This is a genomic window from Haemophilus sp. SZY H53 (assembly GCF_054332375.1).
Map to the genome: position 1 here is coordinate 15090 of NZ_JBTGNV010000013.1, position 21924 is coordinate 37013.

Here is a 21924-nt window from a genome sequence, read left to right on the forward strand (position 1 = left end):
TCGGAAACGGTCGGGGCTTTTTTATTGGTGGAATATGAACATTACACTAGGCGATACGATTAAGATTGATGGTGAGGAAGTGCCAGAGTATTTGCTCAAGGCACTTTATGAATGTTTGAAAAACAAATATGCATTTTTAGCTAACAATTCTATTTGCTCTGGTGTTACTCAAGCTGAGAGACTGTCAGTAAATGGTTTGAAAATCCCATTAGACGCGATTACTTATCCTTGGAATAAATAGGTTCATACTGTTCAGTATTTTCATTGTAATGAATGCCTTCATACATCCACGCCACCACCTTTTTAACTAAGATCTCATCGCTGATATTCATATAAGTATGTGCTAATTCTTCTAGGAAAGCCGCAATTTGTATTTCACGAGGGTATAAATTGGCTTTGGCGAGATCGTAAAATATGCAGCCGTTATAGTAAACGTGGACTGCTTCTGGGTGAATTTGATATTGGAGAGTTAAGCAATCTGAGGAAACGATACCGTTACTCTTTGATGATGTGAAGAATATATCAACCTTTTTGTTAATTTGTGCGTGCTTGCATAAGATATTAACGGCGTCAGTAAAGTTTTTGAAAAGCGGATATATGTCTTGGGCGATGTCTAAAATAACGATGTTGAAATAATGTCGATATTGTTCAGGAATGTTATTTAGAATTTGCTGACGAGATATTCTTGCTTCATTCATTTTAATTAAACCTCTGTTAAGTTTGGTGTGGTAACCTAGATCTTAACAGAACTTAACGCCCACTGTAACAGGTGGGCTTTTTTATTGCCTAAAATAATTAGGGGGAAATATGCCAATTAAAGAGCCTGATGTATGGGCGTTAATATGGTCTTGGTTACAAATTAATTTGAGTTCTAGCTCTATTCAAAGCGCCCTTTGGGCATTATTTATTTCTATTTTAAGACTTGGATTTATGCGTAAAAAACCAAGTTTCCGATATGTGTTCATTGATGCAGCTATGTGTGCATCTATTGCTGGCGTAGCAGTGCCTATCTGCACTCATATTTTTGGGCATAGTGAATATTCTTCATTTCTTGGCACGATGATTGGTTTTGTTGGTACTGAAAAAATTAGAGAGTTCTTGTTTAAATTCATTAATCGGAGAATTGAAAAAGATGACAATGATGATTTCCGAAGTGACGTTCAATAAAATTTTCCCTCATGCAGTTAAGGGCGTTTATCAAGCCATTTCAGAACAAATAGAAAAAGCAGGTTGTGTGACTAAGATGCAACAAGCTATGTTCTTAGCTCAATGCGGGCATGAAAGTGGAGGATTTACAAGATTTAAAGAAAACTTAAATTATTCTTGGTCTGGGCTTTCTCAAACTTTCCGTAAATATTTCCCCGATCCACTTACAGCCAAGAGATATGAGCGTAAACCTGAGCTCATAGCCAATCGTGTTTATGCTAATCGTTTAGGTAATGGAGATGAGAAAAGCGGAGATGGTTGGAAATATCGTGGTCGTGGACTGATTCAGATCACAGGTAAGGATAATTATGCCGCGTTTAGAAAATGGTTAGGTAGAGATATTGAGCCAGAAGATATAGCAAGTAATTTAGACTTATCAGTTAAAGCTGCTGTTTGGTATTGGAAACTCTGTGAATTAGCTGATCTTAATTCGGTAGAGAAAGTGACTCGAAGAATTAATGGTGGGCTAAATGGCATTGATGAGCGTTGCAAGCTATATCGAGCATTAATGGTAACTGATAATGACTAAGTACATTTACATAGCGTTAGGGGTTGTTGTAGTGGTTTTGTTTGGCGCATTGCGTTACCAATCAAGTGTTATAGATGAGTTGAACATAACCACAAAACAACAAGCCCAAACCATCCAGCAGCAAGAAGATGCGAACAAGGCATTGACCATTGCACTGCAACAAGAGCGTGATGCAGTCATTGAGCAACAGCAACGTAATGATGAAATAGAAAGGATAGCAACAGAAAATGCTGAATCAGTTAAAACAATCATTAAGACACAACCTTGTGCTCACACTCGTTTGCCTCAGTCTGCTCTTGACCGCTTGTACAAATAAGGTCACAACCAAGGCAGAATATATTTACCCGCCTCAAGCCTATACTGCACCTTGTGTTAAAACAGCATTTACCGGTGAGACATACGGTGATGTAGTCATACAGCTTGTTAAGGTAACCGCAGAGCGAGATAAGTGCGCAAGCCAAGTAGATAATCTCAATAAGTGGATTAATCAAGCAAAAGGCAGTAAATAATCACGACTAATGTCTAACATCTTTAAATTGGTAGAAACCAAGCCTTCTCGGTAGTTTTGTTAGGACTAAATAACCCGATCAGAAATGGTCGGGTTTTTTATTATCTAAAATTTAATGGGAGTCCAAAATGAATCTACAAAAAATTGAAAACTTTGAACAATTCTTAAAGGTAAATGACAAGCAACGTATTGTGACAAATTCTCGGCATATTGCCACGGTGTTTGGTAAACGTCACGATAACATCATCCGTGATATCAAAGCATTAGTTATTGAACAAGATTGCGGTGAGTTTGCTCTCCTCAATTTTGAGGAGACCTCATATATCGATGAATGGGGCAGAAAACAACCCATGTATCAGATGACTAAAAATGGATTTTTGCTTTTGGTAATGGGATATAGAACCAAAAAAGCAATGAAATTCAAAGTAGAGTTTATTAAAGCCTTTGATTTTATGCGTGAGAAATTACAGCAAGAAGGTTATAGCTTGATGCATAAATATAACGAATTGTGCATTGAGCATAAAGCGAAAAAAACATTTGCGAGTTTATGTGGTAAAGGATTAAGAGAATGGAAGGGCGATAAGCCTGTGCTAGAAGCAACTTTAAAACTTTTTGAAGATAAGATGCAGATTGAACTGCCGATTAAGTAAGGATTTCCTATGTCAGACGTGAAAGGAAAATCCACGTCTGGTCGTGGATTAACGCCTAAACAAGAAAAATTTTGTCAGCTTTATATTGAGCTGGGGAATGCGAGTGAAGCGTATCGGCAAGCATATGATTGCTCAAAAATGCAAACGAGCACCATCAATACAAAAGCAAAAGAATTATTAAAGAACGGTCCGATCACGGTCCGTATTGAAGAACTGCAACAAGAGCACAGACAACGCCATAATCTTACCGTAGATAACATCATTGCAGATTTGCAAGAGTATCGTGATATTTGTATGGGAAGAAAGCCGCTTACCATTACCACTGTAGTAAAAAACGCTCAAGAAGGAACGGCACAAAGCGTTAATACCGAATGTTTCGTTTTTGAACCGACAGGTGCAAACAAAGCACTTGAGCTACTAGGCAAACATCTTGGTATGTTTAAAGATAGAGTCGATGTTACCTCAGGCGGTAATGCGTTACCTGCAGTCATCAACATTAGTTTTAGCGATGAACCAGAAGAACCTTAAATTTCCTACGAAATTCCGACCGCTATTTGAATCTATTTGGCGTTTTATTATTTTCTATGGCGGACGTGGTTCTGGGAAAAGTTTCAGTATTGCCCGTGCGTTAGTGCTACGTGCTTATACTCAACCGATTCGGGTGTTGTGTTGTCGTGAAATTCAGAAATCGATTTCTGATTCTGTGATTCAGATGTTGGCAGATCAGATTGAAATGCTTGGCTTACAAGCCTTTTTTGATGTACAGAAAACGCAAATTATCGGGCAAAACGGTTCTCGTTTTACGTTTGCTGGTCTGAAAACCAACATCACTTCAATCAAGTCAATGACGGGTATTGATGTGGTTTGGGTGGAAGAAGGCGAGAATGTTTCAAAAGAAAGTTGGGATGTGTTGATTCCGACCATTCGTGAAGATGGCTCGCAGATTATTGTGAGTTTCAATCCGAAAAACATTCTGGACGATACTTATCAACGCTTTGTGATTCATCCGCCTGAACGGTGTAGATCGGTCTTAGTGAATTGGCAAGATAACCCCTATTTCCCTAAAGAGCTGTTAGAAGATTTGGAGCAAATGCGTGAGCGTGATTATGAGCTTTATCGTCACGTTTATGAGGGCGAACCTGTCGCTGATTCTGATTTGGCGATTATTAAGCCTGTTTGGATTGAATGTGCTGTTGATGCTCACAAACGATTGAACTTTACCGCAAGCGGTCGAAAAATTGTGGGCTTTGACGTTGCCGATGATGGGGCTGATGCGAATGCTATCTGTTTTGCACACGGTTCTGTAGTACTTGGTTTAGAGGAGTGGCGGGGCGAAGATGTGATTAAATCAGCATTACGCACCCATTCAAAAGCAGTGGAATGGCAAGCAGATGAGATCGTTTTCGACTCTATCGGTGTGGGGGCAGGTGTAAAAGCAAAATACCGAGAAATTGAGACGAATCAGATCAACTGTATCGGCTTTAATGCAGGTGCTGCAGTGTTTAATCCTGATTCCTTTTACACACAAGGCAAGAAAAACGGCGATATGTTCGCCAATATTAAAGCTCAAGCGTGGTGGCAATTACGAGACCGTTTTTATAAGACCTATCGTGCGATCAAATATGGTGATGTTTATCCCGTTGATGAAATGATTTCACTCAGTAGCGATATACCTGATTTAGACTATTTAAAAGCAGAACTCTCTCGCCCTCGTGTGGGTTACGATAATAACGGCAAAGTACGGGTAGAAAGTAAGAAAGATATGCGTAAGCGTGGCATTCCCTCGCCGAATAAAGCGGATGCACTCGTGATGTGCTTTGCCCCAATTAGACGCGATGTGCTCAAGCAAACCGCCCTCAAACTCTATTAAGGATTCACTATGTCAGTTCATCTTCCCACCGCTGAAATGGTGGAATTAAATAAGAAATCCAAAATCATTGATGATTTACTTGGTGGCACTGCAACAATGCGAAAAGCCGCACAAACCTACCTTTTCCAAATGGAAATGGAAGAGCCCGATAGTTACCGCAAACGCCTTGAGCGTTCGACCCTTTACCCCGCTTTGTCGGAAACGCTTTCCCAGATGACAGGGCGTGTGTTCTTTAATCCCATTGATGTCGCTAATGTAACAGAAACGGTGCAAGCCCTTTTTGATGATGTGGATTTAGCAGGCAATAACCTTGATGTGTTCGCCTCCCGTTGGTTTTATTCCGCCTTGGCGTATGGTTGCTCGTTCGCTCTGATTGATTTTACCCGCGTAGAAGTCGTGAAAAGTCGCGCAGAAGAGAAAGCCTTAAATGCCCGTCCTTATTGGATACATATTAAACCGCATCAAGTACTGGGCATTAAAACCGCACGAGTAAATGGTAAACAAGCGATTACTCAATTCCGCTATGTTGTAAATGAACAGGTTGAGGATGGCGAATTTGGCGTGAAAACTGTGAAACACGTTTATGTGTACGAAATCGGTAAAGTGCGGAAATTTAGCGAAGCGGAAGGCGAGTTTCGTCTTGAATCGGAATTGCTCCTCACTGCCCAAAATCGACCTCTTGATTTTGTACCTGTCGTGCCATTTATCACAAAGCGTAACGAACTCACCAATGCCATTGAGCCGCCTTTAATGGAGTTGGCGTATTTGAATGTAAAACACTGGCAATCTCAATCAGATCAGGACAACATTACTAACATCGCCCGCGTGCCATTGTTAGCGATTTATTCTAATGATGAAGTGAAACAGCTTGCTATTGGTGGTAGCGCGATTCATTTACCTGTTGATAGCTCAATGCAATTTGTCGAACATTCAGGGCAAGCGATTGCTTCAGGTGTTGAAAGCCTGAAAGATTTAGAAGAACAAATGAAAACCGCAGGGGCGAAGTTGCTTACCAAAACCGCCTTAGCAATGACTGACAGCCAAGCCCGTGATGAAGCAGGCAAAGAAATTTCCCAGCTACGTTTACTAGCAAACCGCTTTGAAGATGCTATTGATTTAGCCTTGGAATATACAGGGCATTGGCTTGGCATTGCCAAAGAGCTGGTGGGTAACGTGCAGATTTCGGGTAACATTGAAAACGATCTCGACCCGTCCGCTTCTATGGCAAGTGTGATTCAGTTGCGTAATGCTGGCGTGATTTCGAATCAATCCACCTTTGACGAAGCCAAACGTCGTGGTTTATTAGCCGACGGCTTAGAATGGAACACAGAGCAAGAACGCCTGCAATCTGAGGGAATGAGTTTTGGAAACGAAGAAACATCAGAAACCAACGCTTAGACAACGCATTGCCCACGCCTTAACCGACCGCAAAATCTTGCATTTTCGCTATGATGCTCACTTGCGACAACAGGTGTACAAGCGGTTAAATACATTGCAAAAATCGCTGATTAACCGCATCAGTGCTATCGGTGTAGAAGGCTTGTCCGCAAAGAAACTAGATAAACTGCTTACAGAACTGCAAACGGAAATTGCAAAAACTTACCAAGAAACAACCGCTTACACGCAAGACGAGTTAAGCTGTTTTTTATCGTTTGAAGCCAGCAAAATCAGCCAGCTTTATAACGATGAAATCGGCTTTGATTTGTTTAATGATGTGCCAAAAGAACGTATTAAAGCGATTAAAAACGTTGCTGTGATTGAAGGGCAACCGTTAGAAGCATGGTGGAATAAACAGCGTGCCGATTTAGCCTTTAAGTTTGAAGGAATTATCCGCTCTGGTGTAGCAGAAGGAAAGCAAAACGGACAGCTGACAACAGAAGTGCGAGAATTGATGAACATTAGCCGTCGCAATGCGGAAACATTAGTGATTACGGCGGTGGCAAAAGTGGCGGACACTGCTCACGAAGAACTTCGCGATGCAAATTTAGATATTCTCTCAGGTGAAGAGCACCTTTCTACGTTGGATATGCGGACTTCCGCAGTTTGCCAAGTACGAGATGGCAAACGATGGGATTTGGACAAAAAGCCAATCGGGCATAACATTCCCTACAAGCGCCCACCGCTGCACCCACGTTGTCGCAGCATTCTTCAGCTTGTCACCAAAAGCTGGGAGGAATTAGGCGTGCAAGGAATGGACGAAATGCCAACTAGCACCCGTGCTTCAATGAATGGACAGGTCGATGAGCGAATCAATTATGAATCGTGGTTACACAGCAAAACCCACGAAGAAAGAGAGCAAGTTCTCGGCAAAGGCAAGGCGGATTTATGGGAACGTGGTGTAATTACTTTCTCGGATATGTTAGATCAATCTGGCAGGGCGTTGACGTTGAGGGATTTACAAAAATCCTATACGCAATCTTGGATAGCGGAAGATATTTATCAACGTATTTCAGAAGAAGTAAAAAACAGCCTTAAAATTCAGGCATTTAAAGCCGCTTATAACATTACTCATCACGAGCTTGTTGCAATGAAAGCCTACACGAGTGAGCTTTATTGGGATTTAAATTACAATATGCGTAATGATAATCTTACACTGACCGATAAGCGGTTTATTGCTGTGGTAAATCAAGGGTTGGACAAAGTGCCTGCTTATAACGGTATGACTTATCGCGATACGACTTTGCCAGATGAGGTATTAGAAAAATATCAGATAGGTAAAATAGTCACAGAAAAAGCTTTTATGAGTTCAAGCATTGATAATAGTTTATCAACTTTTAAAGGTAATGTTCGATTTATTATTCAAAGTAAGAATGGTAAAATAATCGAAGATATTAGTGATTATCCTGATGAACGAGAAGTTTTATTTAAAGATAGAACTAAGTTCTTTATAAAAGATCGCTATATGAATGGTAATGTTACCGTAATTGAAGCGAGGGAATTATAAATGTCAGTGCTTGATTTACCTTTAGAGGAGCAAAAACGGATTGCGAAAGAGGTTTTTCAAATGCCTTTTGAAGAATGGATGGAAGATATGAAAACTTCCTTGAAAGAGGCAAAAGAGTTTCAAAAGAAACTTGAAAATTACAAACCGACCGAAGAAGAAAAGACTCGTAAAATAAAAGCACTTCGAGAAAATCCCAATGCTATTCATTTCTACCGTAGAGTAACTGATAATTACAATTTAACGGTGGAAGAAGCGATTGAAGCCATTAGACGTAGTTAATAACACATTATATTGAACCGCTTACAGCAATGTAGGCGGTTTTTTTACGCCTTGGAAAAGGCACAACCTTAACTAACTGGAAGGAAATCCAATATGAAATTAAAACTTGATGAAAATGGGCACGTGGTTGTTGAAAACGGGATGCCTGTGTATGTTCACGAAGACGGGAAGGAAATTCCGTTTGATGCCACAAAAGCCACAGCCAAAATCGCAGAGCTTAACAGTGAGGCGAAAAAACACCGTGAAGCCAAAGAGCATGCGGAAGCAAAACTTTTGGCATTTTCGGGGATTGACGATCCGAAAGCAGCAATCAAAGCCTTGGAAACGGTGAAAAATCTCGATGATAAGAAGTTGATTGATGCGGGCGAAGTGGAAAAGGTGAAAGCAGAAATGCGTAAAACCTTTGATGAACAACTGGCAGAATCCAAATCTCAAGCTGAAAAACTGCAATCGCAATTGCACGCAGAACTAATTGGTGGTTCGTTTGCTCGCTCTAAATATGCCGCAGAACATTTAAATTTACCTTCTGATGTGGTGCAAGCCTTCTTTGGTAAGCATTTCAGTATTTCAGATGAAGGTAAAGTGGTGGCGAAGTTCGCCGATGGCAATGAAATTTACAGCCGTTCACGCCCAGGTGAAAAAGCCGATTTTGAGGAAGCATTAGAGGCGTTAGTCGGTGCGTATCCAAATAAAGATGCGATTTTAAAACCATCAGGTACATCAGGTTCAGGTATTGGCGCGGGAACGGGCGGTAGCAATGCCCCTAAATCCTTAGCCGAATGTAAAACCGACGCAGAAAAAATTGCGTATATGCAACAACATTCATAATCGGGTGCAAGAGATTGCACCTTTTTTATTTACGGTGCAATCGCACCATAACATAGGAGCTTATTATGGCTTTTGACTTACAAGTCTTTAACAAACAAACACATTTAGCGTTAACTGAAACTGTCGATCAGGATATTGAAAAATTCAATCAAGCTTCAGGCGGAGTGATTACATTGCAAAATGCTCCAACACAAGGTGATTTTGATATTCGTGCGAGCTTTAAAGCGATTCAAGGCTTAGTGCGTCGTCGTAATGCTTATGGCAGTGGTACAGTGCAAGCGAAACGCCTAGAACAATTACTCAATGTAGCAGTAAAAGTGGCTGCAGGTACGCACCCGATTGAGTATGAACCGCAACAATATCGTTGGGTATTGCAAAACCCAGAATTGGCAGCCATTGAAATTGGTCAGCAATTAGCAAAAGCGCGCTTAGCGGATATGTTGAACACGGCAATTCTAGGTGCCGTTGCTGCGATTGGCGGGCAAACTACTGCAGTCTTAGACGACAAGAAAAACGCCCCGAATTTCCGCACGCTCAACAAAGCGGCAGCATTATTTGGCGACCGCTCCAGTGCATTAAAAGCGTGGATTGTTCATTCAACCACCTTACACACCTTGTACGACAATGCCTTAACTAATGCAGAACGTTTGTTTACTTACGACAACGTGAGTGTGATGCGCGATCCATTTGGTCGCTTGTTTGTGGTCACGGATAGTCCTGCGTTAGTTGATAGTACCGCTTCAGCCTATAACACTCTAGGCTTGCAAGAAGGGGCGATCGTGGTAAGTGGTAACAACGATTTCAATAGCGAAATGCAACCGAAATTAGGCGGTGAAAATATCGCAGCAGTTTATCAAGCAGAATGGACTTATAACTTAGGTATTCTCGGTTATGAATGGGATATGACTGCAGGCGGTAAATCCCCCGACGACACCAAGTTAGGGGCATCAGCCAACTGGCGTAAAACCGCAACTTCATTGAAAGACACCGCGGGCGTGTTGGTTAAAACCAAGTAGCCATATCGCTAAAAAAGCACCCCTAAGTAACGAATTACTCGGGGGTTCTTATTTCCCTTGCCCATTAATTGCAAAAGGAAATAACTGTGCGAAATTGTACCAAAACAAAATTGAAGATTCTTCTAAATAAGGAGAAAAAATGAGCGCTTATGTTTCTGTAGAAGAAGCTGATGCATATCATAATCTCAGAATGAGTGCAGAAATATGGGGGGCACTAAGTGCAACAGAAAAGGCTCGCCGATTAGTCAATGCATCGGATTATATTGATAGTGGCTATATCTATTTAGGAAAGCCATCCGATAAACATCAATTACGAGCGTTCCCACGTAATGGTGATACAGACGTACCAGTAAAAGTAAAAAATGCAGTCTGCGAATTAGCTTTGGAAGAAAATTTAACTCAAAATCCAACCGCACTTAAAAGTGCAGTGAAAGTTGGTGAACTTTCTGTAACGTATTCTTATCCTTCAGCTGCAAACGGTGTAGAGAATCAGCGATTTAGTTATGTGGCGCAGTTGTTGAGAGAGTTTGTTCGAGAGAAAGGAGCTATGCGTAGAGTATTGCTTGAACGGGGGTAAGAATGGGATTTTATGATGAGTTGGCTGATACTGCAAAGACCTTGTTAACCGAATTTGGGGTGCCATGTAGTATTGAACAAAACATTACCAGTGATTACAACGTTAATACAGGTGAGGCAACTCGACGCAAGCGTCGCTTATTGGGTGTTTGTATATTTAACCAATTGACCTATGACTTTCCTCAATTCCAAAGTTCTGGTGTTTTAAAAGATGAGGCAAGCTTAGTTCAACAAGGCGATGTGTCTATTACGTTAAGCCTATCATCTCCTCTTTCGAGAGAAGAGCTGCTTTTAAGTGTGCTCCTTGTTAATGGAGAGCGTTGGCAAATTGTGAATTGTCAGCCATTAAAACCATCTGGTATGACGATTTATTACAAGCTTCAGGCAAGGTTAGTAAATGGGTAGATTTGTAGCTGAAATTGAGGCTTTTAGAGAACGAACGATGCAACGTGCAGATATGTTGGTACGGAAAATCGCATTGGATACATTTAAAAAAGTGCAATCTAAAACGCCTGTCGATAGCGGGCAGTTGCGTCGGAGTTGGACAGTCTCGGTGGGAGAAGCACCATCTGTATTTAATGGTTCTAATGAAGTGATTAACAATGCAAAATTTGGTAATACGCTTTACATTGCGACGGATAAGCCTTATGCCTTGACGCTGGAATATGGTTTATACCCTAAACCAGGAGGGCGTAAAACAAACAATGGCTTTTCGATTCAGGCTCCAAAAGGCATGGTGAGGATTACTGTGCAAGAAATGGAAGCGTTATTAAAGAAAAGTAGGTGGTGATTTTAGATGAAACAAATTATTCGGTCTGTATTGCAAACACACTTAAACCAATTAGGACAATTTAATACCGCATGGGAAGGCGTTTTAAATACGCCCAAACTACCATATCAAACGCTCCACTTAACTATTTCATCTAGCGATACAGGTGCAATCTCTGATCGGCCACATGCTGAAGAATTAGGTTTTTTACAATTAACGTTATTTTATGAGGCAGGATTAGGCACGAAAGCCATTGAGGAGCGTGCGACAGTTATTCGACGGCATTTTTACGGTCAGTCCTTTATTAAGGATAACGTTCAAATCATCATCCATAAACCGCCACTTATTGGCGGTATTTTTTTAAACGATAATAAACTGGCGTTGCCAGTTACAATCAATTTTACTGCTTACGAATTATAGGAGAAACACTATGGCAAGCGCACAAGGCGTAAAACGTAAGGTCATTATTGCCAAAGAAACAGTATTTGGCACAAAAGCAACAGCAACGGACGGGAAAATCATCCCCCGAACTGAAAGCTCGCTAAATACCAACTTTGACTCATTCTCAAGTGATGAAATCAGAGCCAATATGCAACGCTCACCATCGATTGTTGGCTTTGAAAAAGTCGAAGGTGACTTAAAAGGCGAGCTTGCAGCGGGACAATGGTCGCAATTTTTAGCGTCTGCGTTGCGAGGGAATTGGACTGAGGCAAAAGATCCAATTATCAAAAAGACCGCCGGCACAGGAGAGAAAAAAGGGAAGATACTTATCGTCCCTGAAACTGCGCATACTACCGATTCATACACGATTGAAGATGTGTTTTCAGATATTAACGTTAGCCGAGTTTATACCGGTTGCCGAGTATCAAAAATCAGTATTGATGTTCAGCCAAATGGCATCGCTACGATGACCGTAACATTCCTTGGACAAAAAGGGGAAGAAAGTACGGCGCAATACTTTACCTCTCCTTCTGAAATCACCCAGTCGCCAAAACTTGCCGGTGTAAATGGGCAACTTCTTGTGAATAAACAAAAAGCGGCGTTAGTCACCGGTTGGAAAGTTGATATCGATCTGAATGCATCTAGCGAGCCTGTACTTGGTGCCAAGTATGCGCACGATGTGTTTATTGGGACGGTGGCTGTTAGCGGATCGTTTACGATGTATTTCCAAGATAAAAGCATGATTGAGGCAGTACGCAATGGTGCTAACCTTTCTCTTGCATTGAGAATGGATGCTGGCACAGAGAAAGACGCTGATTATATGACGTTTATTTTGCCAGGCATTAAAGCGACCAGCGTCACTATTGATGACGGTGCTAAAAACCTCATTCAGACATTAAATTTTGATGCGTTCCCAGCGGTTTACGACGCTCAAAGTACTATTGATGATGCTCTGAAAAAATCAACAACAATGATTATTCAGGACACTCTAGCATAATCTACAAACAACAAATGAATAAAGGGCTTACTTCCAAAGTAGGCCCTTTTTTATTCAAAAAAAATCAAAAGGAAATAAAGCATGGACTTTTCAAAATTAAGCATTTCGAAGTCAGAGAACGAAAAATTTAAATTCGAAGTATTGCACCCAATTTCAGGTGACGGCACAGGAACATTCCTTGAAGTGTTAGGCTCAGAAAATAGCGCAGTACGTAAACACCATACAGCCCTATTGCGAAAAGCGCAAAAGCAAGATTTTGAAAACTTGCGCACAAATAAACCTAAATTCGATGACTTGGAAGAGTTACGCGAACAAGCTATCGAAAATGCGTTAGTGCGCCTTGTTGGATGGGAAAATTTAGAATGGGATGGTAAAGAATTAGAATTTACCGTCGAAAACGCCCGTAAGGTACTAACCGCTTGCCCGTGGATGTGCGCTCAAATTGTTAAAGAATCTGACGACTTGGGAAACTTCTTAAAGGCCTAATTGATGAATTGTGCGACTACGCGCAAGCAGAATTTAGGCTTGATGTCACCCCGAAAGATTCAAAATCCACCATCAGGGAACACCTAACCACAATATGGGAACAAACCGGCTTTATGCCGAAAGAGTTGGATTTGACCAAACCATCTCCCACAATCTCTTATTTACTTCAATATTTCTACGAATTATGCCAGTCACGACAAATTGGGATGACTGTCAATCCACTGTCGTTTACTGAGATTGACGCATGGATGAGACTTAGTGAAAGACCGTTGGCGTGGTGGGAAATCGAAGTTATTAAGCGGTTAGATGTTATCTGGTTGAAAGTTCAAAACGAATAGCCCTTGGTTCGCCTTGGGCTTTTTTATTTAGTCTCGTTAAGGAATGGAAATGAAAGAGTTTACATGGCAGCCGGACTGGAAAATGAAACGTAAGAAAAAGCCAAGCGTTAACATGATTAAATTCGGCGATGGTTACGAACAGCGACAACAAAACGGCATAAACAATAACTTGCGAACTTATGATGTGACATTTACCGGCGTAGAGCAACGAGTTAGCGAGATTGAACGTTTTCTTAGCGAGCACCGTGGAGTCCATGCGTTCTTGTGGACGCCTTATGGAGATATTCAAGGTCGCTTTATTTGCCAAGAGTGGGAAGAAACCAAGGAAACCGGCTTTTCAACTTTGGCAACAACGTTTGTAGAAGTGGCGGCATAAATGACAGATTTCGCAACATTAGGCATCCAAATCACCTCAAGCGGTGCTGACAAAGCTAACAACGATATAAAATCTGTTGGCAACAACGCAAAATATACAGAACAGGCTATCCAGTCTTTTATGGGGACAATGGGTAAATTAAGAGCATTGATGGCTGCTGGCTTAGGGGTTCAAGGGTTTAATCAAATCGTGCAGATGGCCGATAAAATGAACACGCTAAACGCACAAGTTAAGCTAGTCAGTAAATCAACCCAAGAATTCACCACAGCACAAAGAAAACTGTTTGAAATTTCACAAAATACCCGAGGAAGCCTTGAAGCAACGACTACGCTTTATGTTAGATCTTCTCGCGCATTAAAAGATTTGGGTTATAGCCAGCAACGCGTGCTGAATTTTACTGAAACCCTAAACAAAGCGATGGCGGTCGGCGGCGTTGGTGCGCAAGAACAAGCAAGCGCACTTTTCCAGTTATCACAGGCTTTAGGATCTGGTCGATTACAAGGTGACGAATTCAGAACGATTGCCGAAGCTGCACCGATTATCCTTGATACGATTGCAGAGTATATGGGGAAATCCCGCGCCGAAGTCAAAGCGTTAGGCTCTGAGGGTAAAATTACCTCTGAAATCATCTTTAAAGCAATGGAAACCGCAAGCGGTAAAATTGCGAAAGAATTTGAGGGAATGCCATTAACTTTCGGGCAAGCGATGCAGCAAATGGAAAACTCAACGATGAAATTTGTCGATGAGTTTGCTAAAACGACTGGTGCATTTTCTGGCGCTGCGGAAATGGTTAGTTTTCTTGCCAAGAATTTCGATACGCTTTCCGTTGTTATTGGTGGTGTACTTGTTGGGCAATTAGCTAAATACACAGTATCTATGTCAACTGCAGCAATAGCCACATCAAGACAGGCGATTGCCAGCCAAGGTTTAGCCGGCGTGCTTAAAAATGGGTTAGGTGGCGCGCTTAGTTTGCTTGGTGGACCAGCTGGGGTGATTACGATTGCTGCCGGTGCGCTGTTCTATTTTCATGAAAAAGCCGAGCAAGCGCGAGCAAAATCCATTGATTTAGAGGGAGCAAACAGATTACTGGAGAAGTCCTACAAAGATCTAACGCTTTCATCGCTCGGTGTTGAGTTTTCTAAACAAATAAAAGAGCTGCAAGAGCAAAGAAAAGAAATTAAGCGATTTAAAGACCAGATTGCAACCAATGAATGGGAGATTGATAATAACTCAGTCAACCCACTTTTCAATTCAGACAAGATTAAAGCTGAAATTGCTGAGCTAAAACTTCAATTAAATGCCGCCTTGGAAGTGGAGGGAGTGCGCTCCTCTGCGCTAAATAATTTGCTTACCGAGTTCGCAAATAAAGCACTTTTATCCGGAAAATCATTGAAAGAATTCCGCGGTGAAATGTTGCTTGCCGGTGTTAGTGCCGATCAACTGAATAATGCTCTCTCTCCACTAAATACTGACCTATTAAGTATTACGGGGGAGTTTCAACGCTTATTCCCAAACATTGATACGTCTAAAATTAGCATGGACGGGTTAAATGTTTCTATTGGTGGGTTCAACGTGATTGCACCAAGTGCAGAAACGGGAGCTATTAATATCGCGAGCGGTATTTCAAAGATCGCAGCGGTTGCCGCGATCGCAAGCGGCAATTTGGATGTGTTGAAAAAAACGCTGCCAAACGCAAACGGAGGAATTAGCGAAAAAGGGCAAAGTATTATTGCCGGATTGAAACTCGACAAGCAAATTCGAGAAACAAAAGACCCGGCTGAGCGAGCAAAGCTGCAAACGCAAAAGAGCTTGGAAAACTACAAAGATAAAGTACCGGAAAGTGATTTATCGGCAATCCAAAGTGCGCTTTATGATGACTACCTTAGCCAAAATACGGTCAAAGGTAGAAAAGGCGGTGGCGTTGACTATGTGAAACAATACACCGAACAACTATCTAGAATGCAGGAGCAATTAGCGCAAATCAAAGCCAATTCGCAGGATTTAGATGTTTTCGGCGGTGTTTCACAATATCAAGAGGTGAACAAACTCACGCAAGATATTGCGGCCAATGCGGACAAGTACGCGCATTATGGCGCAGAGGGTATCGCAAACTTAAAACGCCTTGCCGGTGAAATTGATAGTGCCAACCAGCAATTTAATATTAAGCAGTTCGGCGTTACCAATTCAGACAAAATCAAAGAATTGGAATTCCAGCTTCAATTAATGGGTAAAACGCGCCAAGAGCAGGAGCAATTACAATTTAACCATCAACTAGAGCAAGAGGCCGCCAGACTAAAAATTGGAATGTCCAAGGGAAATATTGCTCTTTTAGATGAAGAAATTGCCAAGATTAAGCAACTTCATGAGGAATACCAAGCTAACGCCGAGAAAATGAAATCCGATCCAATGGCAGGTATAAGAGATGGTTTTAATCGTTTTGGTCAAGATGCCGAAAACATTATGGGGAACGTTTCAAACATCACTTTGAAAGCGTTTGACGGAATGTCTGGCGCGCTCACTGACTTAGTGATGACAGGGAAAGCTGATTTTGGGTCTTTGGCAAAATCTATCATTAAAGATATTATCCAAATGACGATCAAAATGATGATCTTTAAAGCGGTGTCATCTATGTTTGGAGGTAAATCTGACGGCGGCACTGTCGGTTCGATCGATGAGCGCTATGTCGGCGGACTTGTCGGGTTTGATGAGGGTGGGTTTACCGGTATTGGAGGCAAATACCAACCAGCCGGATTGGTACATAAAGGCGAATATGTAATGACAAAAGAGGCTACATCGCTTTTGGGTGTGGACTTTTTGAATTACCTTAACTACCAAACTAAAGCTAAACCAAAAGGATTTTCTGTTGGCGGTGCCGTTGGTGGTGGTTCGTCTTATGCTGCGCCTTTAATGACAAGTAACCAACCGAGCAATATCAAGGTGAACGTAATTAATAATGGTGCGCCTACACAAGCCGAGGTTGAATCAAAACAAACTGGCGATGGTTTAGAAATCACCATTAAATTGATAGATCAAATTGCGGATGAACGTTATAGCAAAAACATTCAACGTGATTTTGGTCGTAATGGCGGCGCCTACTATCGAGGATAATAACAAAAACCGATTAATTTCGGGTTTTGTGATATTGATCAACGATTTTTAAATTTTCTTAAATATAATTGGGCACTCGTTTATTTTATTTGTGAGTGTCATAATGAAGAAATTGTTATTAATCGCAGTTGTTTTGGTTTTGAGCGCTTGTGGAGAGGATGTTGTTCGCATTGATGACAGAGGCGTTTTCTTTTTCGGAAGTTTACAAATTAAAGAATTATCAAAAACTAAACCATTCACCTATGCCGGCATTATGTTATCAGATGCAAAAGGAAGTGGTGATTTTAGTTCAGTCACTTTAACAGTAAATAGAGAAAAAAATGAAAGTAAGTGCTTGCCCGATACAGCAATTTTTCTTAATGGCAATGAATTACGAACAATTTCGGTAAAGTCAGAAATAAATGACGAAAAAACTATCTCTTATAGCGCTAAATATTCGTTTGATGACTACCTTGAATTTTTTGCGAAAAATAACAAAGTTATGATTAGTAGTTGTGGAATTAATCATGTTTTAACCGAGGATGAAAAGGGCGGTCTAGCAAGAATTGCTAAAGCATGGATAAAATTTACAAATAAAGCCTCTTGACTACAAAGGGGCTTTTTCATGCGGTAAGATTTTATTTCTTTTTTAGTCATTGCAAGCAATTTCTTGTCAAGATAAAACTTTTCATCTATCATTCGATACAGTTTGAACTATTTCAATCACTGTTATTTAACCTTTAATAGCACATAAATTTACCCGTCCACTTCATTTTTGGTGAGTGTTTTTATGTTGATTAGAGAAATGTGTTAGATAAAAAGAAGGCTTATAATGTCTAATAAAAAGTGTAATGTATTCACCTCAAATTTTGGCACTCTCCCTTTACGGTTTACCCTTAAAGACGGTGAACTCTTTGTATCAAAATCAGATTTAACAAAGATTTTCTATGAATTTTACCCTTCAGATTATCGCTATATTGTTGAAGAACTGATGAATAAAGGCATTACACAAATTATCGGCGATAAATCCGACGTGGTTTCAGTGGTGATTGGAGAATCTAAAATTGGTGCGGCAATTCATTTTCACGCTGTTGGTAATTTGCTTCATTTTTGTAGTGAATTGATTGATGTCGATGATGAAATCCTGCGTAGTGCTGCATTCCAAGCTAGTACCTTTACAACGTGGTACATTGGAACTTTATCAAAAGCCAATAATTATTTCGACATAACCATTGAGGATACGCTCATGTCAGTGAAGAAACGCTTGGATAAAATCAATCCGCCTTATATCGTGGAAGTGATGTACGATGTAGAAGATAACATCCCCGCGTGGATTGGTACGTGCGATAAGTTGCATCTTGTCACTGAAGGCCGCACTTATGAAGAATTGCAACAACGCGTGTGGGAAATTGCACCTGAAATGCATGAGTTACAAGGTTATGGCAGTGAAAGCGATAATATCCGCCTTGCCTTTATCCAAACTTGATGGGAAAAGAGTAATTACTCAATCACCATACAAATAGAGGTGGTATAATTCTTAATTACTTACGGAAAGATGAGAATGAAAAAACGCTTATTTATTGGCTTAATAAGCCTTACTTTATCTGCATGCCATTCTGGATTTACACATAACAGCAGTAGCGGTTCAAAATGGGAGACAAGAGAAGTTTATTCAACTCCACAAATTGATAATATCACTGCTACAATGCCAGGGCAAAGCCGTATATTCCCTCAGCCAAAAGGAGAGAAATCGGTAGATAAGCAATCAAAAGCAAAAAAGAAAGCTGTTTCATCATATCCTACTAAGAAACGTTATAGACACTTGAGTAGTTGTGACTGCGGTTATGGCTATTGCTACGGACCAAGAGGTGGCAGATATTGCTATACATCTGGTGGTAACAAAAGCTATCGTTAAATTAACAAAGCCCTATTGCAATCAATGGGGCTTTATACTATTATTTGCCCCATAGGCGTCAGAAACCTTAACCAAAAAGCTTCCCAATGGAAGCTGTTTTTTTATGGGGTAAGATATGGGTCGAAAAGATAATATCAAAGCAAATTTAGCTAAGTTAAAAGAACGGTTTCCAAATGTCTTTTTCGATACTAAACCACTAGTTCCTACAATTATCGATGATATGCTTGCCGTACTTGGTGATGATGAATTATCAAAAGTGGTTCGAAGTGCTATGCGATATTATTTAGATTCACCTAGCTATTTAAAACGTTTTGTTCGTAGAAAATGGATCAGAGATGTTAATGGTTCAAAAGTGAGGTTAATTACTGCGGAAGAAAAGCAACTAGCGAGAGAAAGATTAAATCAAATTAACGAACATAATTCCAAAGCCAATGCTGAATATCGTTTTGCTATTGCACTCGCAAGAGAAACGAAGATTGAATATAAGAAAGTTGAATTGCTTGAGCAGAAAAATCCTGAAAAAAGTAAAGTAGTTGTAATCCATAGACGAACGCCCAAAATTAAAAGTGAATAATTACAAAAAGCCCCTTGACACCCAAGGGGCTTTTTCATTATGATTTTTATCAAGCAGATAGTTATCTGCTCAAGGTGTCGTAGCCTTAAATCCAAAGCGGTTAGTCCGCTCCCGATAGCATAGCGGTTTTTTTATGCGCGAAATTTAGTAACCTTGTTTGTTTATTGCCATTAAACATTCATTGCGCATAATCACATCTTATCTATGCCGAGAGGGCGAGGAATAAAAGACCTTCGGGGAATAACTCCAGCCGACTTTGGACGGTTTACGAACCTCTTGGCACCCTATTTAGGGTAAATCTTAATTTCGTAAAAAAATCCAAAGGAGACAGTTATGTCTAATCAAATTTCAACCCAAACAATTTCATTCAACAATCAGTCATTAATTACCATTGAACAAAATGGCGTGCATTATGTTGCTATGAAGCCTATTTGTGAAAATATCGGCATTGACTGGCGCGCGCAACGCCAAAGAATAGTGAGAGATGAAGTATTATGTTCAACTGTGGTTATCATAACCACGGTTGCAGAAGATGGGAAAAATCGTGAAATGCTATGTCTTCCTATTCAATACCTAAACGGTTGGCTATTTGGTATTGATATTAATCGTTGTAACCCAGAAATCCGTGACACATTAATCAAATACAAAAAAGAGTGTTATCAAGCGTTACATGATTATTGGTTTAATGGTAAGGCTGAACGTAAAACTACGGTAGATGATCGCACAGGCTTACGCAATGCCGTGAATATGTTAGTCAGCAAGAAAGGCTTGATTTATTCCGATGCTTATCATTTAGTCCATCAACGCTTTAATGTGGAATCAATCGAAGATTTAACATTAGAACAGTTACCGCAAGCAGTAGAGTATGTTCACAGAATCGTGCTTGAAGGTGAGCTTATCATTGAACAGAAAAAAGATGAGCTATTCATCCGTGAATTTACAGAGCATGACCTACAACAGCTTGTGTGGGCGTGGTTCGCTTTATTGCGTGGCACGGAACTTTGCCAAGTACTTCACCCAGCATTAAAACAAATTGGCTCGCACTATGCTGCTTCCGTTTATGGCGTGGCTTACGAATATCGCAGTACTCTCCGTCAGGCCCATAACGTATTGACACGTATTACAGAACAATTTAAATGCGAGCAAAGCAATAACTGGCGTGTCTTAAAATATCTTCGAGCCTACAACCCTAAAGCAACAGGCTTTCAGCTAGATATTCTATAAAACACCACAAAATCCGACCGAACTTTGGGAAAGAAGAAAAACAAAGGGGAGCCTAATGCTCCCCACTTCACGATTAAACTGGCTTGTTATCGCCTTTGTTTAATCGACCAACTGTTTTTCAAATTGGTTTTACAAGCCCCTCTCGGGTACGGGTAAGATTCTACCTTAGTTTTAAGGCTATTGCAGTACAATTTTTAATCAACTGAAAATCTTCGTCACACACAACAGGAACGATATAGGTTCTTTTATCAACCTTATATCGATCTAATCTAGATAGTGACACTGTGTAAACCATATCGCACTTTGCCCAACATTGAATATTTGCTTTGTCTGGTAGCGGATTTACAGGTAACGCATAATGATAATTTTCTAGGGGATTAGGTTCGGTTGTACTCAATGGGATAACAGTAACAAGCTCCCTGTTTCTCTTATGTCGAGCTATGACAACAACAGGGCGAACCTTTGTCATTTCTGGTGACTTGAATTGAGAAAAGTCACACATTAAAACCGATTTTTCCTTTGGTTGATATTTTAAAGTCATAAGATTTATTGATGTTTTTATTAGATCTTATATGACGCAATGACGGAGATCAACCATTAGATTTTCCTATAGAGTAGGGTTTACCTGCAACATGGAATAAACACAATAATACTAACAAACAACCGCTCTTATGGGCGGTTTTTTTATTGCCTGTAAGATAGCGATGTACACGTGACAAGCGGTGCTTCCTTTCTCCACTCACTGCTTCTTACAGGCCCCTTTTTGTGGAGAAAACAGGAAGAAATATGCAAACATTAACTGCAGAATTTTTAGGTAAAGAAGTTACTTTAGTGGATAACAACGGCGTGGCTTATGTGGCAATGCGTGAGATTGTGGAAGGAATTGGGCTGGATTGGAAGGTTCAACATAGAAAACTCACCTCTCATTACCAAAAATTCAGTTGTGGTCATATCACCACAACTGGTAAAGACGGCAAAAAATACGAAATGCTTTGTATGCCAATCAAAAAATTAAACGGCTGGTTGTTTAGCATTAACCCAAACAAAGTGCGCGCCGATTTAAAAGAACGCTTGGAAAATTACCAAGAGGAATGTTTCTTGGCGTTGTGGGACTATTGGACGGAAGGTGTCGCCCGCCGTGACGAAGTCAAAAACAAGTTGGCATTGTGGCAACAAAAGAAAGCCGAATACACGCAACGAGCTGGTGAACGGGGAAAATTATTGCAGCAATGCAAATCAGAAAAGCAAGCCCTTGAGCGTGAGCTTTTACAAATTAAACAGTTAGATCTTTTCGTGAACTTATAACCGCAC

30 protein-coding genes are annotated in these 21924 nt (G+C 40.6%); 28 read left to right on the plus strand and 2 right to left on the minus strand.

Annotation, left to right across the window (positions count from 1 at the left end; translation table 11 throughout):
* Positions 1–34: 34 nt before the first annotated feature.
* Positions 35–241, plus strand: coding sequence for a hypothetical protein (locus ACXVWB_RS10400; RefSeq protein ID WP_048953003.1), 207 nt, complete (start codon positions 35–37; stop codon positions 239–241).
* Here the strand turns inward: ACXVWB_RS10400 and ACXVWB_RS10405 are convergent.
* A complete protein-coding gene (locus ACXVWB_RS10405) occupies positions 219–698 on the minus strand; it encodes a hypothetical protein (protein WP_289901891.1) in 480 nt (159 codons plus the stop codon). The two genes, ACXVWB_RS10400 and ACXVWB_RS10405, sit on opposite strands and share 23 nt — an antisense overlap.
* 109 nt (positions 699–807) lie before the next feature.
* Between ACXVWB_RS10405 and ACXVWB_RS10410 the strand changes: the two genes are divergently transcribed.
* The 26 genes from ACXVWB_RS10410 (at position 808) to ACXVWB_RS10535 (ending at position 20613) form a co-directional block, all read left to right on the plus strand.
* Positions 808–1167 (plus strand): phage holin, lambda family, encoded by a 360-nt coding sequence (locus ACXVWB_RS10410; RefSeq protein WP_032827954.1) that lies wholly within the window; start codon positions 808–810, stop codon positions 1165–1167.
* Positions 1133–1735: a glycoside hydrolase family 19 protein gene (locus tag ACXVWB_RS10415; RefSeq protein ID WP_112072224.1), complete on the plus strand. Its 603-nt coding sequence runs from the start codon at positions 1133–1135 to the stop codon at positions 1733–1735. The genes ACXVWB_RS10410 and ACXVWB_RS10415 overlap by 35 nt, the downstream gene beginning before the upstream one ends.
* Positions 1728–2051, plus strand: coding sequence for a DUF2570 family protein (locus ACXVWB_RS10420; RefSeq protein ID WP_289901890.1), 324 nt, complete (start codon positions 1728–1730; stop codon positions 2049–2051). Before ACXVWB_RS10415 ends, ACXVWB_RS10420 begins: the two co-directional genes overlap by 8 nt.
* Positions 1963–2244, plus strand: coding sequence for an Rz1-like lysis system protein LysC (gene lysC / locus ACXVWB_RS10425; RefSeq protein ID WP_065265091.1), 282 nt, complete (start codon positions 1963–1965; stop codon positions 2242–2244). Before ACXVWB_RS10420 ends, lysC begins: the two co-directional genes overlap by 89 nt.
* Positions 2245–2371: 127 nt before the next feature.
* Positions 2372–2893, plus strand: coding sequence for a Rha family transcriptional regulator (locus ACXVWB_RS10430; RefSeq protein WP_288532864.1), 522 nt, complete (start codon positions 2372–2374; stop codon positions 2891–2893).
* Between the two features lie 9 nt (positions 2894–2902).
* Positions 2903–3421 (plus strand): terminase small subunit, encoded by a 519-nt coding sequence (locus ACXVWB_RS10435; RefSeq protein WP_289901889.1) that lies wholly within the window; start codon positions 2903–2905, stop codon positions 3419–3421.
* A complete protein-coding gene (locus tag ACXVWB_RS10440; protein ID WP_289901975.1) occupies positions 3402–4763 on the plus strand; it encodes a PBSX family phage terminase large subunit in 1362 nt (453 codons plus the stop codon). The genes ACXVWB_RS10435 and ACXVWB_RS10440 overlap by 20 nt, the downstream gene beginning before the upstream one ends.
* Before the next feature lie 9 nt (positions 4764–4772).
* A complete protein-coding gene (locus ACXVWB_RS10445) occupies positions 4773–6161 on the plus strand; it encodes a DUF4055 domain-containing protein (protein WP_289901888.1) in 1389 nt (462 codons plus the stop codon).
* Positions 6127–7707, plus strand: coding sequence for a minor capsid protein (locus ACXVWB_RS10450; protein WP_458485366.1), 1581 nt, complete (start codon positions 6127–6129; stop codon positions 7705–7707). Before ACXVWB_RS10445 ends, ACXVWB_RS10450 begins: the two co-directional genes overlap by 35 nt.
* The gene (locus ACXVWB_RS10455; protein WP_289901887.1) at positions 7708–7986 is read left to right on the plus strand and encodes a hypothetical protein; all 279 of its coding nucleotides are present in this window, start codon (positions 7708–7710) and stop codon (positions 7984–7986) included.
* A gap of 93 nt (positions 7987–8079) precedes the next feature.
* Positions 8080–8814, plus strand: coding sequence for a DUF6651 domain-containing protein (locus ACXVWB_RS10460; protein ID WP_289901886.1), 735 nt, complete (start codon positions 8080–8082; stop codon positions 8812–8814).
* A gap of 65 nt (positions 8815–8879) precedes the next feature.
* The gene (locus ACXVWB_RS10465) at positions 8880–9830 is read left to right on the plus strand and encodes a major capsid protein (protein ID WP_118856332.1); all 951 of its coding nucleotides are present in this window, start codon (positions 8880–8882) and stop codon (positions 9828–9830) included.
* Positions 9831–9969: 139 nt separating this feature from the next.
* On the plus strand, positions 9970–10407 hold the full coding sequence (locus tag ACXVWB_RS10470; protein WP_065265040.1) for a DnaT-like ssDNA-binding protein: 438 nt from the start codon (positions 9970–9972) through the stop codon (positions 10405–10407).
* A gap of 2 nt (positions 10408–10409) precedes the next feature.
* A complete protein-coding gene (locus ACXVWB_RS10475; protein WP_458485367.1) occupies positions 10410–10811 on the plus strand; it encodes a hypothetical protein in 402 nt (133 codons plus the stop codon).
* Positions 10804–11196 (plus strand): HK97 gp10 family phage protein, encoded by a 393-nt coding sequence (locus tag ACXVWB_RS10480; protein ID WP_118856328.1) that lies wholly within the window; start codon positions 10804–10806, stop codon positions 11194–11196. Before ACXVWB_RS10475 ends, ACXVWB_RS10480 begins: the two co-directional genes overlap by 8 nt.
* 6 nt (positions 11197–11202) lie before the next feature.
* Positions 11203–11595: a phage tail terminator-like protein gene (locus tag ACXVWB_RS10485; protein ID WP_289901884.1), complete on the plus strand. Its 393-nt coding sequence runs from the start codon at positions 11203–11205 to the stop codon at positions 11593–11595.
* A 10-nt stretch (positions 11596–11605) separates the two neighbouring features.
* The gene (locus tag ACXVWB_RS10490; RefSeq protein ID WP_458485368.1) at positions 11606–12613 is read left to right on the plus strand and encodes a phage tail tube protein; all 1008 of its coding nucleotides are present in this window, start codon (positions 11606–11608) and stop codon (positions 12611–12613) included.
* Between the two features lie 81 nt (positions 12614–12694).
* Positions 12695–13099: a hypothetical protein gene (locus tag ACXVWB_RS10495; RefSeq protein WP_297567870.1), complete on the plus strand. Its 405-nt coding sequence runs from the start codon at positions 12695–12697 to the stop codon at positions 13097–13099.
* A gap of 8 nt (positions 13100–13107) precedes the next feature.
* Entirely contained in the window at positions 13108–13437 is a 330-nt protein-coding gene (locus tag ACXVWB_RS10500; protein WP_458485369.1) for a phage tail assembly chaperone, read from the plus strand.
* 49 nt (positions 13438–13486) lie between these two features.
* Positions 13487–13813 carry a phage tail protein gene (locus ACXVWB_RS10505; protein WP_458485370.1) on the plus strand — a complete coding sequence of 109 codons (327 nt, stop codon included), beginning with the start codon at positions 13487–13489 and terminating at the stop codon, positions 13811–13813.
* Complete coding sequence (locus ACXVWB_RS10510) at positions 13814–16921, plus strand: phage tail tape measure protein (protein WP_458485371.1); 3108 nt, start codon at positions 13814–13816, stop codon at positions 16919–16921.
* A gap of 103 nt (positions 16922–17024) precedes the next feature.
* Complete coding sequence (locus tag ACXVWB_RS10515) at positions 17025–17507, plus strand: hypothetical protein (protein ID WP_458485372.1); 483 nt, start codon at positions 17025–17027, stop codon at positions 17505–17507.
* A 225-nt stretch (positions 17508–17732) separates the two neighbouring features.
* Positions 17733–18386 (plus strand): DUF1902 domain-containing protein, encoded by a 654-nt coding sequence (locus ACXVWB_RS10520; RefSeq protein ID WP_458485373.1) that lies wholly within the window; start codon positions 17733–17735, stop codon positions 18384–18386.
* Positions 18387–18461: 75 nt separating this feature from the next.
* On the plus strand, positions 18462–18815 hold the full coding sequence (locus ACXVWB_RS10525) for a hypothetical protein (RefSeq protein ID WP_458485374.1): 354 nt from the start codon (positions 18462–18464) through the stop codon (positions 18813–18815).
* Positions 18816–18930: 115 nt separating this feature from the next.
* Complete coding sequence (locus tag ACXVWB_RS10530; RefSeq protein WP_048953023.1) at positions 18931–19389, plus strand: ProQ/FINO family protein; 459 nt, start codon at positions 18931–18933, stop codon at positions 19387–19389.
* A 333-nt stretch (positions 19390–19722) separates the two neighbouring features.
* On the plus strand, positions 19723–20613 hold the full coding sequence (locus tag ACXVWB_RS10535; protein WP_458485375.1) for a phage antirepressor N-terminal domain-containing protein: 891 nt from the start codon (positions 19723–19725) through the stop codon (positions 20611–20613).
* Between the two features lie 160 nt (positions 20614–20773).
* On the opposite strand, the gene ACXVWB_RS10540 is transcribed toward ACXVWB_RS10535, so the two are convergent.
* Complete coding sequence (locus ACXVWB_RS10540; protein ID WP_458485376.1) at positions 20774–21154, minus strand: type II toxin-antitoxin system PemK/MazF family toxin; 381 nt, start codon at positions 21152–21154, stop codon at positions 20774–20776.
* Positions 21155–21399: 245 nt separating this feature from the next.
* Between ACXVWB_RS10540 and ACXVWB_RS10545 the strand changes: the two genes are divergently transcribed.
* Positions 21400–21918, plus strand: coding sequence for a phage antirepressor N-terminal domain-containing protein (locus ACXVWB_RS10545; RefSeq protein ID WP_289901878.1), 519 nt, complete (start codon positions 21400–21402; stop codon positions 21916–21918).
* The last annotated feature ends 6 nt before the right edge of the window (positions 21919–21924 follow it).